The following is a 13668-nucleotide window of genomic DNA, read 5'->3' as shown; positions in this document are numbered from 1 at the left end:
AGGGCCATGGAGCTTGTTGAATATCTGAGCAGGGTCCGGCGCCAGGCCCCGCTGGTGCAGTGCATCACCAATTTCGTCACCGTCAACGACTGCGCCAACATCCTGCTGGCGGCGGGAGCGTCCCCCACTATGGCTATGGACCCCCGGGAAGCGGCGGAGGCGGCGGCTGCTGCCGCCGGTCTGGTCTGCAACCTGGGGGCCATCGAGCATGTGGAGTCCATGGTCCTGGCGGGCAAGCAGGCCAACCGGCTGGGCATCCCAGTCGTGCTGGACCCGGTGGCCGCCGGAGGCACCGCCTTGCGGCGGGAGCTGTCCGCCCAGCTGCTGCGGGAGGTCCGGTTCACCGCCATCCGGGGCAACGCTTCGGAGATCCGCGCCCTGGCCCGGCAGGGCAGCGGCGGCAGCGGCGTGGACGTGACGCCTTTGGACGCCGTGACCGAGGAGAACCTGCCCCAGTCCGCGGAGCTGGCGCGGAGATTGGCGGCGGAGCTGAGGACGGTCATCGCCGTCTCCGGCGTGCTGGACCTGGTGTCCGACGGAGCGCGGACCGCAGTGCTGCGGAACGGCTGCGCCACCATGGCCCGGATCACCGGCAGCGGCTGTATGCTGACCGCTTTGATGGGGGCCTTCTGCGCCGCCGCGCCGGAGGCGCCCTTTGAGGCCGCCTGCGCCGCCATGGCGGTGATGGGCACAGCGGGAGAACTGGCGGAGGAACGCCGCCTGCAAAACGGCACCGGAAACGCCACTTTCCGCGCCGATCTGATCGACGCGGTGTTCTGTATGACTGAGGAAACATTAAAGGAGAGATCACATTATGCGCTTTACCAGGGATGAGATCCGCAGCGCCATGCTGCTGTACGCGGTGACGGACCGGATGTGGCTGAAGGAGGGGGAGACCCTGCCCCAGGTGGTGGGATCCGTGCTGGAAAACGGCGCCACCTTTTTGCAGATCCGGGAGAAAGACCTGGCCCCGGCGGCCTTTGAGGCGGAGGCGGAACAGCTGAAGGCCCTGTGCGCCTGCCATCACGTCCCCTTTGTGGTGAATGACAGCGTGGAGATCGCCCTGGCCTGCGGAGCCGACGGCGTGCATGTGGGGCAGTCCGACATCCATGGCCGAGATATCCGGGCCATCATCGGGCCGGACAAGATCCTGGGCATCTCCGCCGGAACGGTGGCGGAGGCCGTGGCCGCTGAAAAGGCGGGCGCGGACTATATCGGCGTAGGGGCCGTGTTCGGCACCAGCACGAAGAAGGACGCCCGCAGCATGACCGTGGAGCGGCTGCGGGAGATCGCCGCCTCCGTTACCATCCCCGTGGTGGCCATCGGCGGCATCGGCGCGGGCAACATTTTGCAGCTGAAGGGCAGCGGCGTGGACGGCGCGGCAGTGGTCTCCGCCATCTTCGGCGCGGCAGACCCCGGACAGGCCACGGCGCGGCTGCTGGCCCTGTCCCGGGAAATGGTGGGCCGGTGTGGATAAGCGCTTCGCCATTTTCGACATGGACGGGACCCTGGTGGACTCCATGGTCTTCTGGCAGCGGCTGGGCCGGGAATACCTGGCCAGCCGGGGCCTGACAGAGGGCGTGGAGCCTGTTTTGGAGCGCGTCAAGGCCATGACCATGTCGGAATCTGCCGCGCTGTTCGTGGAAGAACTGGGCGTGCCCGGCACGCCGGAGGCGGTGGAGGCAGAAATGAACGGCATCATGGAGATCCACTACCGCCGGGACATCCCCCTGAAGCCTGGCGCCGCCGCCTATCTGGACGGCCTGCGCCGCCGGGGCGCGCGGCTGTGCGTGGCCTCCGCCACGGCGGAGCCGCTGATGGCCGCCTGCCTGGAACGGCTGGAGGTCGCGGACCGGTTTGAGTTCCTGCTCTCCTGCGAGACGGTGGGAGCGGGAAAGAGCAGGCCGGACGTGTATCTTGCCTGCGCCCGCCGCTTCGGCGCGGAGCCGGGGGAGATCGCCGTGTTCGAGGACGCGGTGTACGCTGCCCGGACCGCCAAGGACGCCGGGTTTTACACCGCCGCGGTCTACGATCCCGCAGGCGCAAAAAGCTGGGAGAAACTGACGGCTCTGGCCGACGAGGCAGTCCTTGATTGGGCAGACGCCGCTCAGACTCTATAATCACCGGAAAACTTTTCCGGCGCGGCGCATTGGGGGCACCACCTTGCGCCGCGTAACAAAACTGTGCTGTTGCGGAGGCGTTTTCGGCACGGTCCCGGCGGAGATCCCTCCGGACCGCGGCAAGGCGTTTCCCAAAAAGAAAGGAGTCATCTATGAAAACAGCATTGACCATTGCTGGGACCGATCCCAGCGGAGGCGCCGGGATCCAGGCGGATATCAAGACCATGACGGCCAACGGCATATTCGCCATGAGCGCCGTCACAGCCCTGGTAGCGCAGAACACCACCGGCGTCAAAAGCATCATGGAGGTCACACCGGACTTCCTGGCGGAGCAGCTGGACTGCGTGTTCACCGACATCTTTCCCGACGCGGTAAAGACCGGCATGGTATCCAGCGTGCCGCTGATCGAGACCATTGCGGACAAGCTGCGGCAGTACGGCGCGAAGAACATCGTGGTGGACCCGGTGATGGTGGCCACCGCGGGGTCCAAGCTGCTGCGGGACGACGCCATCGACGCATTGAAGGAGCGGCTGCTGCCTCTGGCCGCCGTGGTGACGCCCAACATCCCCGAGGCGGAGATCCTGGCGGGAATGGACATCCGCCGCCCCGCCGACATGGAGACCGCTGCCCGGGCCATCAGCGACGCCTACGGCTGCGCGGTCCTGTGCAAGGGCGGCCATGATCTGAACGACGCCAACGACCTGCTGTGGCGCAGCGGTGAAGGCAAGTGGTTCCAGGGCCGCCGGATCGACAATCCCAACACCCACGGCACCGGCTGCACCCTCTCCAGCGCCATCGCCTCCAACCTGGCCAAGGGCTATGGGCTGGACGAGGCCGTGGAGCGGGCCAAGGCCTACATCTCCGGCGCGCTGGCCGCCATGCTGGACCTGGGACACGACCGCGGCCCCATGGACCACATGTTTGACCTGAAGGGGGAGTTCGTCCAATGATCTCCGCCATCATCGCCGCTGTGTTCGCGGCAGTTTATCTGCTGGCGACCGTGCGGCTGTGCCGGGGCGTAAGGCTGGACGCCAGGGCCTTGTGCCTGGGCGGCGTGATCTGCGCCCTGACGCTGGTGCTGGCCTCCATCCGGGTCCCACTGCCCACCGGCTCCAACATCACCTGCGGGTCCTGGATCCCCCTGATGCTTCTGGCCCTGGTGTACGACTGCCGGCTGGCTATGCTGACGGGAGGGATCTGCGGTATCCTGGCCATGCTCCTGATCCCCGGGTGGCAGGCGGTCCACTGGGCGCAGATCTTTGTGCAGCAGCTGGTGTGCTTCTCCTGTCTGGGCTACGCCGGTGTTTTTGGCAGCGACAAGCGGTGGAAGGCCCTCTGCGGCATGGCCCTCGCCGTGCTGATCCGCTGCTGCGGCCATGTGCTCAGCGGCGTGATCTTCTACTCCCAGAACGCCTGGGACGGATGGGGGGCCTGGGGATACAGCCTGGCTTTCAACCTCTCGTCCAGGCTCCCCGAGGGCATTTTGAGCATTCTGATCGTAGGGCTTCTCCCGCTGCGGCTCATGCGGCGGACGATGCCGCAAAAAGGAGGGAAAGCATGAGCACGGTAGAGAGACTGCTGAAGGCCACAGAGGACATCTGGGCGGATTATCACACCAAGCCCTTTGTGGAGGGCCTCAAGAACGGCACACTGGACGTGCAGAAATTCCGGCGCTACATCATCCAGGATTACTGGTATCTCATGGACTACACCAAGGTGTTTGCCGTGGGCGTGGCCAAGAGCCGGAGCGTGGAGGTCATGAAGCTGTTCGCCAAATATATCCAGGCGATCCTGGACGGCGAGGTGGACGTTCACAACGGCTACATGGGGATGCTGGGCATCACGCAGGAGGAGCTGGACCACACGCCCATCGCTCAGGACAACCGCTCCTATACCTCCTATATGCTCAGCGTCGCCTATAAGGGCGGCGAGGCCGAGGTGCTGACCGCCATCTTCTCCTGCGCCTACAGCTATGAGGTCATCGCCCGCAGGATCGTGGAAGAGAATCCCGCCGCGCCGGACCATCCGCTGTGTGGGCGGTGGGTGCGGGGCTACATCACGCCGCGCTACACCGGGAACAACGTGAAGCTGATGGAGATGCTGGAGCGGCTGACGGCAGACTATACCGAACCGCAGCTGCGCTATCTGGAGGAGGTCTTTACAGCCTGCTCCCGGTATGAGGCTTCCTTCTGGGATATGGCGTGGGAGATGCGGACATAAACGGCCTCGCGGCATAAAAAATCCGCCTGTCTATGGGACAGGCGGATTTTTTTGCAGATTTGGCGGATCTTCAGGCGCGCTGCCTGTATAGTCGGCACACACGGGCTTTGCCCGTCCAGCGGTTATTACCGCTGGTTGAAAATCTGCTTTTGCTGATTTTCAAGTGCGTTGACTATATCAGGCCACCATAACGGCCCAAAGCAGAATGCCGCCTGTGAAAACAATGCCGGTGGCGATGGTAACGACGCACATGAAGCCCATGATGTCCTTGGCCCGCAGATTCGCGACCGCCAGCGCGGGAAGCGCCCAGAACGGCTGGATCATATTGGTCCACTGGTCGCCAAAGGCGATGGCCATCGTCGCAACGTTGGTGGAGACGCCCAGCTCCTTGGCGGCCGTCATCATAACAGGCGCCTGAACAGACCACTGACCGCCGCCGGAGGGGACCAGGAAGTTCACGATGCCGGCAGACCAGAAGGCAAACATGGGGAACGTCACCTTATTGGAAATGCTGACGAAGAAGTTGGAAATGATGGTCGCAAGGCTGGCGCCGTTGGCATCCGCCACCACCATGATCGCCATGATACCGGCGTAGAAGGGATACTGCAGGATCACGCCGGCCACGGAGGAGACGGAGTCCTTGATGGCGTCCACATAGCGGCGCAGGTCGCCATGGAGCAGGATGCCCGCGAACAGCAGCACCAGGTTCACAGAATCGCGGCCCAGGCCGTTCAGAATGCTCTTGCCACTGGCGGCATAAGAAGCGAAGTAGTACACGATGTACGCCCAGCCGAGGATGCAGGTCAGCGCCCACATGATCTTGCTGTGCTCCAGCTTGTCAGCGGGGGTGTTGATCTCATAGACATACTCTTTTTCATCCTTCAGCAGAGCGGGGTCAACAGTGACCAGATGCTCGGCGTCGGGCTGCATGGCAACATTGACGACGCACAGCACCGCGATGCAGACTACAACGGTGATGAGATTCGCGGGATGGAAGATCGTCTGTGTGATATCCGCCTGGATCGTGCCCAGCCCCTCCACGTCAAAACCGGTGGAAATGGTCAGGGGAATAGAGCCGGACAGGCCCTGATGCCAGATCACGAAGCCGGAATAAGCGGAGGCGATCAGCAGGCGGTAGTCAACGGTGTGCAGCCGCTTGGCGATGGCCTTGCCCAGCAGCGCGCCGCAGATCAGGCCCAGGCCGTAGTTGACCCAGGAGATCACAGCAGAGACGATGGTGATCAGAATGATGGCCTTGGTATTGCTGGTGGCATAGCTGGCCAGCTTGTTGATCATTTTTGTGAAAGCCGGTGTTTTTGCCAGTGCGGAGCCGAAAACGACGATCATGGACGTCTGCATGGAGAACTTCAGAAGGTTCCAGATACCGCTGGAGAAGTTGCCCCACGCCGCCAGAACATCCAGCGGGCTATTGCCCGTAAAGATAACTGCCGCCAGATAGCAAATGATTGTCAGCACGACTGCGAAGAGGAAGGGGTCCGGCAGATACTTATCTACCAATTTGACACATGCGTTCGTAAACTTTTTTAACATGCTTTCTCTCTCCTTTTTTGTATTTGGTCCACGAACAAACCAACTCATTCTAGCTCCTACCCTGCGGATTGTCAAGAGTATGTAAAATTTACGTTAAATTTTATGATGCTATCACATTTTCTCCACTAATTCTTGTGAAAATGCCAAAAAAGAAGCCTGTCCGCTGTTGGGACAGGCTTCCTTTTTGCTTGTTATGACCTCTGCTCAGTCGGTGACGTAGGGCAGCAGAGCGATCTGACGGGCACGCTTGATAGCCTCAGTCAGCTGACGCTGATGCATGGCGCAGGTGCCGGTGGTCCTGCGGGGCAGGATCTTGGAACGCTCAGAGATGAAACGACGCAGCTTGGCGGCGTCCTTGTAATCGATGCTCTCGCACTTTTCAGCGCAGAACTGGCAGACCTTACGGCGCTTGCCGCGCATGGGGCGAGCGGGTCTCGCTTCACGATCGAAAGCCATGAAAGGTTTCCTCCTTTATCAAATTCAATCAGAACGGCAGTTCGCCGTCCTCCTCGCCGATCTCGGCGAAATCGGAATGGCTGTCCATGGGAGCCGGCGCCGTGCGGCCGCCGCCCATAGGCGCGCCGTAAGCGGGAGCGCCGCCGTATTCGCCGGCACCGTCACGCTTGGAGTCCCCGAAATAGATGTTATCCGCAACGATTTCAGTGGCGACACGCTTGCCGCCCTCCCGGTCCGTCCAGTCGCGGGTCTGCAGGCGGCCCTCAACCACAGCCATACGGCCCTTGGCGAAGTACTTGCTGACGAATTCCGCGGTATTGCGCCAGGCGACGACATCGAAAAAGTCGGCCTGCTTGCTCCCGTCCTGGCTCTTGAAATCACGATCCACCGCAATGCGGAAGGATGTAACGGCGACGCCGGACTGAGTGCGGCGCAGCTCCGGGTCCTTGACCAAACGGCCCATGATGATGACTTTGTTCAGCATGTTCGCGCTGCCTCCTTATTCGCCCTTGCAGACGATCAGGGAACGCATGATGCCGTCCGCGATCCGCAGCTTACGGTCCAGCTCGCGGGGGAAGGACGGCTCGCTGGTGAAGCTCATCAGCACATAGTAGCCCTCGGTTTTGTAGTTGATGGGATAGGCCAGCTTGCGGCTGCCCCACTCCTCCACCTCGACGGCGGAACCATTCTGCTCAGCCAGGGTCTTGAAGTTGTTCACCAGAGCGGCGATGCCCTCCTCACCCTGTGCAGGGTCGATGATATACACGACCTCATAATTGGCAGTAACCTTTGCCATGTTTGCACCTCCTTTTGGACAAATGGCCCTCATTCCAAGATGAGAGCAAGGATACGCCCGCAGACTGCGAGCCTTTACATTATATAAAAAATCCGAAAAATGTCAAGAAAAACTTTTATTTTTGAAAAAGCAGTTCCCTTTTACCGCTAAATGTGGTATATCAGTAGTGATCTCACACAAGGGAGGAGATATGCCTCTATGCGATTTACACCAGGCACCGTTCTATTCATCTTCGCGGCCCAGCTGCTGGCCTATACCGTCAAAGGTCTGATCGGCTTTGGAAACCCGCTGATCTCCGCGCCCATTCTGTCCATGCAGCTGGACAATATCGTGATAACCCCCGGCACGCTGCTGCTGGACTGCCCGGTGAACGGCTATATCACCTGGAAAAACCGGAAGAACTTTCAATGGCGGCGGATCCTGCCGCTGCTGCTTGCCAATCTCTGCGGCGTGATCCCCGGGGCCTGGCTGCTGCGGTTTTCCCTGCCCTGGGCCATCAAAACGGCGCTGGGCGCCGTGGTGGTGCTTTTGGGCGTGGAAATGGCGACCCGGGAGCTGCGGCCCAAACGGGAGGGCATCGACCGGCCCTGGCTGCGGCTGGCAGTGGCCTTTTTCTCCGGCGTGTGCGCCGGGGTATTCGGCATCAATATGTTCATCGTAGCCTATCTCCAGCGGGCCGCGAAGGACTACGGCGAGTTCAAGGGCAGCATGTGCTTTCTGTTTTTGGGCGAGAATCTGTTCCGGCTGTGTACATACGCTCTCAGCGGCCTGCTGACCTGGGAGGTGCTGCTGTTCGGCGCTGTCTCCGTCCCGGCGGCGGCGCTGGCCATGGCGCTGGCCGGCAGGCTGGGACCCAGGCTGGATGAGAGCAAGCTGCAAAAGGGCGCTATCGTATTGTTTATCCTGGGCGGCGTCAGCATCATCGTGAAGTCGCTGCTGTTCCACACTTGATATCAGAAGGAGAAAGAAAAGATGAAAGAACATTATCAGGGCATCGGCCACGTGGCCATCTATACCCAAAACATGGACGAGAGCATCGCGTTTTACGAGAAGATCGGAGGGCGGCTGTCCCAGCGGGCGGCGCTCCAGACCCCGGCTGGGGAAAAGGGGCTGGCGCTGGTGGCCTTCGGGGGCTTTACCCTGGAATTGATCCAGTCCCCCACAGCCATGCCCATGACCGAGGGCAACGTGCCCCACTTCGCCGTCTATGTGGACGATCTGGACGCGGCGGCCGCGGAGCTGCGGGCTGCCGGGGTCGATACCTTCATGACCCCGGAGAAAAAGGTGCTGCCGGAGCTTTTCGGCGGCTTGCAGAACTGGTTTTTCACCGGTCCCTCCGGGGAGCAGATCGAGCTGCTGCAAAGGCTGTGAACAAAAACGGGCCGCCGGAAATCTTTCCGGCGGCTCATTTATCAATGAAACAGCTTCCGGCCCAGCCAGATGAACAGACAGGCGCCCACCACATCCACCAGCAGGTTGGCAAACAGACCGTAGGCATAAAAGCCCAGAAGCCCAAACACGAAGCTGCCCACGAAAGAGCCGATGACGCCCACCACGATGTTGCGCCCCAGGCTGCCCTCCGCGTTCATCAGCTTTCCGGCGATCCAGCCCACCAGAGCGCCCATGATCAAAGAGCCGATCAAATGAAACATAGTCTCCATTCCTTTCCTGGGCCGCCCCTGGGGGCGGCGCTTTCTTTAGTCTTCAATATATTCCCGGACCCGGTAAATGGCGCCGATCTCCTCTTCGCAGATGCGGCGGCAGTTCTCGATCTCCTCCGGCGGGATGGTGTCCACCACGGTCATCATGACGGTGGGAACATACTTTTGGATCTCCTTGGCAAAGTCCTTCATGGCCTGGTAGGCCCCCGGCTGGACCGGGTGGCACAGGGCCTCGTACTTCTCCGCCGTGTCGGTGTTCAGGGAGATGGACACCATGTCGAACCGGCCCGCGAAATCCGGACAGACATCCCGGCCGTGGATGAGATTCGCAGTGCCGTTGGTGTCCATGCGGGTGAAGATCTTCGTGCCGTGCTCCTTCAACCGGTCGATGACCCAGCAGATGTCCTCCAGGCGGTAGCTGGGCTCGCCGAAGCCCACAAAGACCAACTGCTTGTACTTGGAGAGGTCCCAGCTCTCGATGGAGGACAGCATCTCCTCCTTCGTCGGCTCCCGCTCCAGCCAGAGATTGTGGGTGTAGATGCTGCCGTCGTGGCCGTTGTGCCGCAGGCAGAATTCACAGTTGAAGTTGCAGCGGTTGGTGGGGTTCACATAGAGGTTGCCGCCGTATTCGTAGGTGATGGTAAAGCCTTTTTTCATGGATATCGCTCCTTACTTCGTCTCTCAGTCCCACCAGAAGAACCACACCGTGGACTGGGCCAATCCGTCCGCCAGCGCTCCCACGGTCTGGCACCCCTGGTCCACAATATCCGGACACCAGGCATACTGCTCCAAGGCCAGGTCCATGGCCCTCTCCGAATCCACAGGGGAGGGGACCTCGAATTGCAGGACGTCGTGGGTCATAACGGCGGGCACCGCGCCGTACTGCTCGTACCAGTGCTTGGCGGCGGCCATCAGGCCCGGAGTGTCCGGGCACTCGTTCCAATTGCCGAAGGGCAGCCAGGCGAACACCTCCCAGGGATGCTTCACCGGGATCTCTGCCAGCAGCATAGGCTCTTCCAGGCCGTAAAACCCGTCCATGGCCTCGCCGCCGTCCTGTTCTCCCAGCACGTCCTCCAGCCAGTTGAAGCCGTCGTCCGCCGCTTCCTCCTTCCGGGTCCCCAGCAAGGCGGCAAAGTACGCCTCCCCGTCTTCCACCGGAGCGGCCAGCATCTCCCGGCGGTACTCCTCCGCCGGTTTGCCGCTGTCCTCCGTGTTCATTTCCAGGCACTCCAGCAGCGTCGCGTCCTCCGCCGCCACAAGGATGGGGACAAAGCCCTCCCGCGTCCCGCGTTCCCTGGCTTCCCAATACGCCGCCATCAGGACCTGTTTCCCCTCGCTGGGATGAAACAGATGGCAGGGACACCCGATGCAGGCGATCATCTTGTCGATGGTTTTGTTTTCCATGGTATTCTCCCTCTTTCTGCTTCTTATACTGTATCTCCATAAAAGAGCGCCTCCGTTACAGACCCCAAAAGCCTCCGACAGGCACGATCTGCGTTGTCCAGCGAAAAAGCTGACGGCAAGCAGGCGTTTCAGAACGCGCTAAAGTTCTTTTTGCCTGCTTTTTGTCCGAAGGTTTTAGAGGGCTTCTAACCGGCAAAGCCGCTAAGAATCCCCATATCTTTCAAGAAAAAGTACGGTCCAATCCGAACAGCCGCAGGCCGTTGCGCCAGGTGATGTCCGTCATCTCCTCCGGCGTGACGCCCTTCCACTCCGCCAGCTTCCCGATGACATAGGGCAGATACCGGCTGTCGTTCCGCCTGCCCCGGAAGGGGACAGGCGTCAGGTAGGGAGCGTCCGTCTCCACCACGATGCGGTCCAGGGGGGTCATGGCCGCTACTTCCGGGGCCCGCTTGGCGTTTTTATAGGTGATGGGGCCGTCAAAGCCCAGATACCAGCCCCGCTTCAAAAGCTCCGCCGCCATCTCCGGACTGCCGGAAAAGCAGTGGAACACGCCCCGGACCCGGGGGTACTCCAGCACGATGGCCAGACTGTCGCCGTGGGCCTCCCGGTCGTGGACGATGACGGGCAGGTCCAGCTCCGCGGCCATGTCCAGCTGGCGGCGGAACACCGCCTGCTGGAACTCCCTGGGGGGATTTTCCGCCCAGTAATAGTCCAGGCCGATCTCCCCAATGGCCACCACCTTTTCATGGCGGCACAGATCCCGGACGGCGGCAAAGTCCCCGCCGCCGCAGCCGCCGCAGTCCTCGGGATGGACGCCCACGGCGGCGTAGACATGGGGATATTGTTCCGCCAGGGCCACCGCGGCCCGGGAGCTTTCCACATCGCAGCCGGGGTCCACCACCAGGCCGACGCCCGCCCCGGGCAGGGCGGACAGCACCGCGGCCCGGTCGGCGTTGAAGCCGCCGGAGTCGTAGTGGGCATGGGTATCGAAAATGGGCATAGATCCACCTCATTGCTTCTGGTATGGTATGATTCCCGCGTTAAAACACAGGGATCATACCTTTTGATTGAAGCCGTTTTGTTCGCCGCCAGGTGCATTTCAAGGAGAACCCACGCAAAACGGCGGGAAAAGGACCGCTCAGACGGTGTGCTGCACCTATTGGCACAGATTCTTAAGTTTGGAAGTAATATTTTATCACGTTCCAGCGAAATAAAAAGGGCCAGACTGTGAATTTTTCCTGTATCCAAGTATGAAAAAAGGACACCTGGCGGTGTCCTTCTCACGCGTATCAGCACGATCAGCCGATCTTGTTCAGCTTCAAGGTCATAGCGCTCTTGCGATGAGCGGCCGTGTTCTTGTGCAGAACGCCCTTGGCGACAGCCTGATCGACTTTCTTCACTGCAACCCTATAAGCGCCATCGGCCTCGGTGCGATTGCCTTCTGCGGCAGCAACCTCGAACTTCTTGATGGCGGTCTTCAGCTCGGATTTCGCGGCCTTGTTGCGTGCGTTTCTCATTTCACCGATCAGAACGCGCTTCTTGGCAGACTTGATATTCGGCAAACCAAACACCTCCTTTGGCATATTCACACGAAGGACCAGATTTTCCACCGTGCAGAATGGTATTTTAACAGGAATCTCCCCAAAAAGCAAGTGTTTTTTTGCAATTTCCATACATTTTTTGTATATTGTATCCCAGAACGCAAAATCTAGCGAAAAGACCACAAGATTTTGTGTTTGGAGGAATGGAAATTGTTTGCAAAACGCACCGACCTGGCTCTGGAGGCCAGGGAGCTTTGGCAGGAGTCCGCCCAGCGGACCAGCCGCCTGTCCGGCGTGAAAGCCGCCAAGTCCAAGCTGGAGGGCTATTCCATGACCAGGGTCGATATCCTGGATGACCGGGGAGAGCAGGCCCTGGGAAAGCCCCGGGGCAGCTACCTCACCATTGACCTGACCACCTTTTGGCAGCGGCGGACGGACTTTTTCGAACGGGCAGTCCGGGCGGTGGGGGGCCAGCTGAAGGAGCTGCTGCCTGCGGAGGGAGAGGCCCTGGTCATCGGCCTGGGCAACAGCGCCATGACGCCGGACGCGGTGGGGCCTCTGGCGGCGGACAGCGTGCTGGTGACCCGCCACCTGATCGCCTCCATGCCCAAGCACTTTGCCGGCTTCCGGCCGGTGGCGGTGTTCCGCACCGGCGTGCTGGGCACCACCGGCGTGGAATCCGCCGAGGCGGTGCGGGGGCTGGTGGCGGAGCTGCGGCCCGCCCTGGTCATCGCCGTGGACGCCCTGGCCTCCCGCAGGGTCCAGCGGGTGTGCGCCACCGTGCAGCTCTCGGATACGGGCATCATCCCCGGCTCCGGCGTGGGGAACCACCGGGCGGCGCTGAACCGGGAGACCCTGGGGGTCCCGGTATTCGCCATCGGGGTCCCCACGGTGGTGGACGCCGCCACGCTGGCGGCGGACCTGCTGGAAGAGAGCGGCATCGCCGAGATCGATGAAGAAAAGCTCCAGAGCGGAGGGCAGAATCTCATGGTGACCCCCCGGGATATCGACGCCCAGGTACGGGACTTGGCGAAGGTGGTGGGCTACGGCATCAACTGGGCCTTGCAGGATCTGGACATCGAGGAGATGGAGGGTCTGCTGTCGTAACGGCCGGAACGGCTCGTCCGCTCCTTATATGTCCAGCTCCAGCACCACCGGGCAGTGGTCGCTGCCGGTTACCTCGCTCCAGATGTCGGCGTTTTTGATCTTCTTCTTCAGCCGCTCCGAGACGAGAAAATAGTCGATGCGCCAGCCCGCGTTGTTCTTCCGGGCGTTGAAGCGGTAGCTCCACCAGGAATAGGCCCCGGTCTTGTCGGGGTACAGATACCGGAAGGTATCCACAAAGCCGCTGGACAGGAGCTGGGTCATCTTGGCCCGCTCCTCATCGGAAAAGCCGGGATTCATCCGGTTGCTTTTTGGGTTTTTGATGTCGATCTCCTCATGGGCCACGTTCAGGTCGCCGCAGTAGACCACCGGCTTTTTCCCGTCCAGCTCCAGAAGATACTCCCGGATGTCGTCCTCCCAGGCCATGCGGTAGTCCAGCCGGGCCAGCTGGTCCTTGGAGTTGGGGGTGTAGCAGCACACCAGATAAAAGTCCGGGTACTCCGCCGTGATGACCCGGCCCTCGTGGCGGTGCTCGTCGATCCCGAAGTCATAGGCAACGGCCAGCGGCTCCGTTTTGGTGAAAACGGCGGTGCCGGAATAGCCCGCCTTGTCGGCGCTGTTCCAGAAGCGGGCATAGCCGGGCAGGTCGAATTCCGCCTGCTCCGGACGCATCTTCGTCTCCTGCAGGCAGATGACGTCCGCGTCCGCGAAAGCGCAGAAGTCCAAAAAGCCCTTGTTCAGGCAGGCCCGCAGGCCATTGACGTTCCAGGATACCAGTTTCATGGCGTATTTCCTCCTGTGTTTTCCGTTTTCCC

At 61.2% G+C, this 13668-nt stretch carries 19 protein-coding genes; 9 read left to right on the top strand and 10 right to left on the bottom strand.

Going from position 1 to position 13668, the window contains the following annotated elements; all coding sequences use genetic code 11:
* Positions 1 to 6: 6 nt before the first annotated feature.
* From thiM to tenA, 6 genes are all read left to right on the top strand, one after another.
* Positions 7 to 834 carry a hydroxyethylthiazole kinase gene (gene thiM, locus Q0Z69_RS04075; protein WP_298029952.1) on the top strand — a complete coding sequence of 276 codons (828 nt, stop codon included), beginning with the start codon at positions 7 to 9 and terminating at the stop codon, positions 832 to 834.
* The gene (thiE, locus tag Q0Z69_RS04070; RefSeq protein WP_298029950.1) at positions 815 to 1477 is read left to right on the top strand and encodes a thiamine phosphate synthase; all 663 of its coding nucleotides are present in this window, start codon (positions 815 to 817) and stop codon (positions 1475 to 1477) included. The genes thiM and thiE overlap by 20 nt, the downstream gene beginning before the upstream one ends.
* Positions 1470 to 2120: an HAD family phosphatase gene (locus tag Q0Z69_RS04065; protein WP_298029948.1), complete on the top strand. Its 651-nt coding sequence runs from the start codon at positions 1470 to 1472 to the stop codon at positions 2118 to 2120. Before thiE ends, Q0Z69_RS04065 begins: the two co-directional genes overlap by 8 nt.
* Positions 2121 to 2272: 152 nt before the next feature.
* A complete protein-coding gene (thiD, locus tag Q0Z69_RS04060) occupies positions 2273 to 3070 on the top strand; it encodes a bifunctional hydroxymethylpyrimidine kinase/phosphomethylpyrimidine kinase (RefSeq protein ID WP_298029947.1) in 798 nt (265 codons plus the stop codon).
* Entirely contained in the window at positions 3067 to 3681 is a 615-nt protein-coding gene (locus Q0Z69_RS04055) for an energy-coupled thiamine transporter ThiT (RefSeq protein ID WP_298029945.1), read from the top strand. The genes thiD and Q0Z69_RS04055 overlap by 4 nt, the downstream gene beginning before the upstream one ends.
* Entirely contained in the window at positions 3678 to 4340 is a 663-nt protein-coding gene (gene tenA / locus Q0Z69_RS04050; protein ID WP_298029943.1) for a thiaminase II, read from the top strand. The genes Q0Z69_RS04055 and tenA overlap by 4 nt, the downstream gene beginning before the upstream one ends.
* Before the next feature lie 177 nt (positions 4341 to 4517).
* On the opposite strand, the gene Q0Z69_RS04045 is transcribed toward tenA, so the two are convergent.
* The 4 genes from Q0Z69_RS04045 to rpsF form a co-directional block, all read right to left on the bottom strand.
* On the bottom strand, positions 4518 to 5891 hold the full coding sequence (locus tag Q0Z69_RS04045) for a short-chain fatty acid transporter (protein WP_298029941.1): 1374 nt from the start codon (positions 5889 to 5891) through the stop codon (positions 4518 to 4520).
* 204 nt (positions 5892 to 6095) lie between these two features.
* Positions 6096 to 6347 (bottom strand): 30S ribosomal protein S18, encoded by a 252-nt coding sequence (gene rpsR, locus Q0Z69_RS04040; protein ID WP_298029939.1) that lies wholly within the window; start codon positions 6345 to 6347, stop codon positions 6096 to 6098.
* A gap of 28 nt (positions 6348 to 6375) precedes the next feature.
* A complete protein-coding gene (locus Q0Z69_RS04035; protein WP_298029937.1) occupies positions 6376 to 6831 on the bottom strand; it encodes a single-stranded DNA-binding protein in 456 nt (151 codons plus the stop codon).
* A gap of 15 nt (positions 6832 to 6846) precedes the next feature.
* Positions 6847 to 7143 carry a 30S ribosomal protein S6 gene (rpsF, locus tag Q0Z69_RS04030; RefSeq protein WP_298029936.1) on the bottom strand — a complete coding sequence of 99 codons (297 nt, stop codon included), beginning with the start codon at positions 7141 to 7143 and terminating at the stop codon, positions 6847 to 6849.
* A gap of 198 nt (positions 7144 to 7341) precedes the next feature.
* Here rpsF and Q0Z69_RS04025 point away from each other — a divergent pair, with 198 nt between their 5' ends.
* Together Q0Z69_RS04025 and Q0Z69_RS04020 are read left to right on the top strand one after the other, a co-directional pair.
* Positions 7342 to 8094 (top strand): sulfite exporter TauE/SafE family protein, encoded by a 753-nt coding sequence (locus Q0Z69_RS04025; protein ID WP_298029935.1) that lies wholly within the window; start codon positions 7342 to 7344, stop codon positions 8092 to 8094.
* Between the two features lie 21 nt (positions 8095 to 8115).
* Entirely contained in the window at positions 8116 to 8514 is a 399-nt protein-coding gene (locus tag Q0Z69_RS04020; protein ID WP_298029934.1) for a VOC family protein, read from the top strand.
* A gap of 41 nt (positions 8515 to 8555) precedes the next feature.
* Here the strand turns inward: Q0Z69_RS04020 and Q0Z69_RS04015 are convergent, their stop codons facing one another.
* The 5 genes from Q0Z69_RS04015 to rpsT all read right to left on the bottom strand — a co-directional run bounded on the left by Q0Z69_RS04015 (position 8556) and on the right by rpsT (position 11770).
* A complete protein-coding gene (locus Q0Z69_RS04015) occupies positions 8556 to 8795 on the bottom strand; it encodes a GlsB/YeaQ/YmgE family stress response membrane protein (protein ID WP_298029933.1) in 240 nt (79 codons plus the stop codon).
* A 45-nt stretch (positions 8796 to 8840) separates the two neighbouring features.
* A complete protein-coding gene (locus Q0Z69_RS04010; RefSeq protein ID WP_298029932.1) occupies positions 8841 to 9461 on the bottom strand; it encodes a TatD family nuclease-associated radical SAM protein in 621 nt (206 codons plus the stop codon).
* Between the two features lie 24 nt (positions 9462 to 9485).
* Entirely contained in the window at positions 9486 to 10208 is a 723-nt protein-coding gene (locus tag Q0Z69_RS04005) for a DUF4253 domain-containing protein (protein WP_298029931.1), read from the bottom strand.
* A gap of 220 nt (positions 10209 to 10428) precedes the next feature.
* Entirely contained in the window at positions 10429 to 11208 is a 780-nt protein-coding gene (locus Q0Z69_RS04000) for a TatD family hydrolase (protein ID WP_298029930.1), read from the bottom strand.
* A gap of 298 nt (positions 11209 to 11506) precedes the next feature.
* The gene (gene rpsT, locus Q0Z69_RS03995) at positions 11507 to 11770 is read right to left on the bottom strand and encodes a 30S ribosomal protein S20 (protein ID WP_298029929.1); all 264 of its coding nucleotides are present in this window, start codon (positions 11768 to 11770) and stop codon (positions 11507 to 11509) included.
* A 189-nt stretch (positions 11771 to 11959) separates the two neighbouring features.
* Here rpsT and gpr point away from each other — a divergent pair, with 189 nt between their 5' ends.
* On the top strand, positions 11960 to 12856 hold the full coding sequence (gpr, locus tag Q0Z69_RS03990; RefSeq protein WP_298029928.1) for a GPR endopeptidase: 897 nt from the start codon (positions 11960 to 11962) through the stop codon (positions 12854 to 12856).
* A 24-nt stretch (positions 12857 to 12880) separates the two neighbouring features.
* On the opposite strand, the gene Q0Z69_RS03985 is transcribed toward gpr, so the two are convergent.
* On the bottom strand, positions 12881 to 13636 hold the full coding sequence (locus tag Q0Z69_RS03985; RefSeq protein ID WP_298029927.1) for an exodeoxyribonuclease III: 756 nt from the start codon (positions 13634 to 13636) through the stop codon (positions 12881 to 12883).
* Positions 13637 to 13668 lie beyond the last annotated feature (32 nt).

The organism is uncultured Dysosmobacter sp., assembly GCF_947631165.1.
Classification (GTDB): Bacteria; Bacillota; Clostridia; order Oscillospirales; family Oscillospiraceae; genus Oscillibacter.
This window is presented reverse-complemented; position numbering and strand designations above follow the sequence as displayed.

Bases quoted from the DNA above. Each gene is read 5' to 3' on its own strand.
- thiM (WP_298029952.1), top strand. From the start codon at position 7: ATGGAGCTTGTTGAATATCTGAGCAGGGTCCGGCGCCAGGCCCCGCTG.
- thiE (WP_298029950.1), top strand. From the start codon at position 815: ATGCGCTTTACCAGGGATGAGATCCGCAGCGCCATGCTGCTGTACGCG.
- thiD (WP_298029947.1), top strand. From the start codon at position 2,273: ATGAAAACAGCATTGACCATTGCTGGGACCGATCCCAGCGGAGGCGCC.
- Q0Z69_RS04055 (WP_298029945.1), top strand. From the start codon at position 3,067: ATGATCTCCGCCATCATCGCCGCTGTGTTCGCGGCAGTTTATCTGCTG.
- tenA (WP_298029943.1), top strand. From the start codon at position 3,678: ATGAGCACGGTAGAGAGACTGCTGAAGGCCACAGAGGACATCTGGGCG.
- Q0Z69_RS04045 (WP_298029941.1), bottom strand. From the start codon at position 5,891: ATGTTAAAAAAGTTTACGAACGCATGTGTCAAATTGGTAGATAAGTAT.
- rpsR (WP_298029939.1), bottom strand. From the start codon at position 6,347: ATGGCTTTCGATCGTGAAGCGAGACCCGCTCGCCCCATGCGCGGCAAG.
- Q0Z69_RS04035 (WP_298029937.1), bottom strand. From the start codon at position 6,831: ATGCTGAACAAAGTCATCATCATGGGCCGTTTGGTCAAGGACCCGGAG.
- rpsF (WP_298029936.1), bottom strand. From the start codon at position 7,143: ATGGCAAAGGTTACTGCCAATTATGAGGTCGTGTATATCATCGACCCT.
- Q0Z69_RS04025 (WP_298029935.1), top strand. From the start codon at position 7,342: ATGCGATTTACACCAGGCACCGTTCTATTCATCTTCGCGGCCCAGCTG.
- Q0Z69_RS04020 (WP_298029934.1), top strand. From the start codon at position 8,116: ATGAAAGAACATTATCAGGGCATCGGCCACGTGGCCATCTATACCCAA.
- Q0Z69_RS04015 (WP_298029933.1), bottom strand. From the start codon at position 8,795: ATGTTTCATTTGATCGGCTCTTTGATCATGGGCGCTCTGGTGGGCTGG.
- Q0Z69_RS04010 (WP_298029932.1), bottom strand. From the start codon at position 9,461: ATGAAAAAAGGCTTTACCATCACCTACGAATACGGCGGCAACCTCTAT.
- Q0Z69_RS04005 (WP_298029931.1), bottom strand. From the start codon at position 10,208: ATGGAAAACAAAACCATCGACAAGATGATCGCCTGCATCGGGTGTCCC.
- Q0Z69_RS04000 (WP_298029930.1), bottom strand. From the start codon at position 11,208: ATGCCCATTTTCGATACCCATGCCCACTACGACTCCGGCGGCTTCAAC.
- Q0Z69_RS03985 (WP_298029927.1), bottom strand. From the start codon at position 13,636: ATGAAACTGGTATCCTGGAACGTCAATGGCCTGCGGGCCTGCCTGAAC.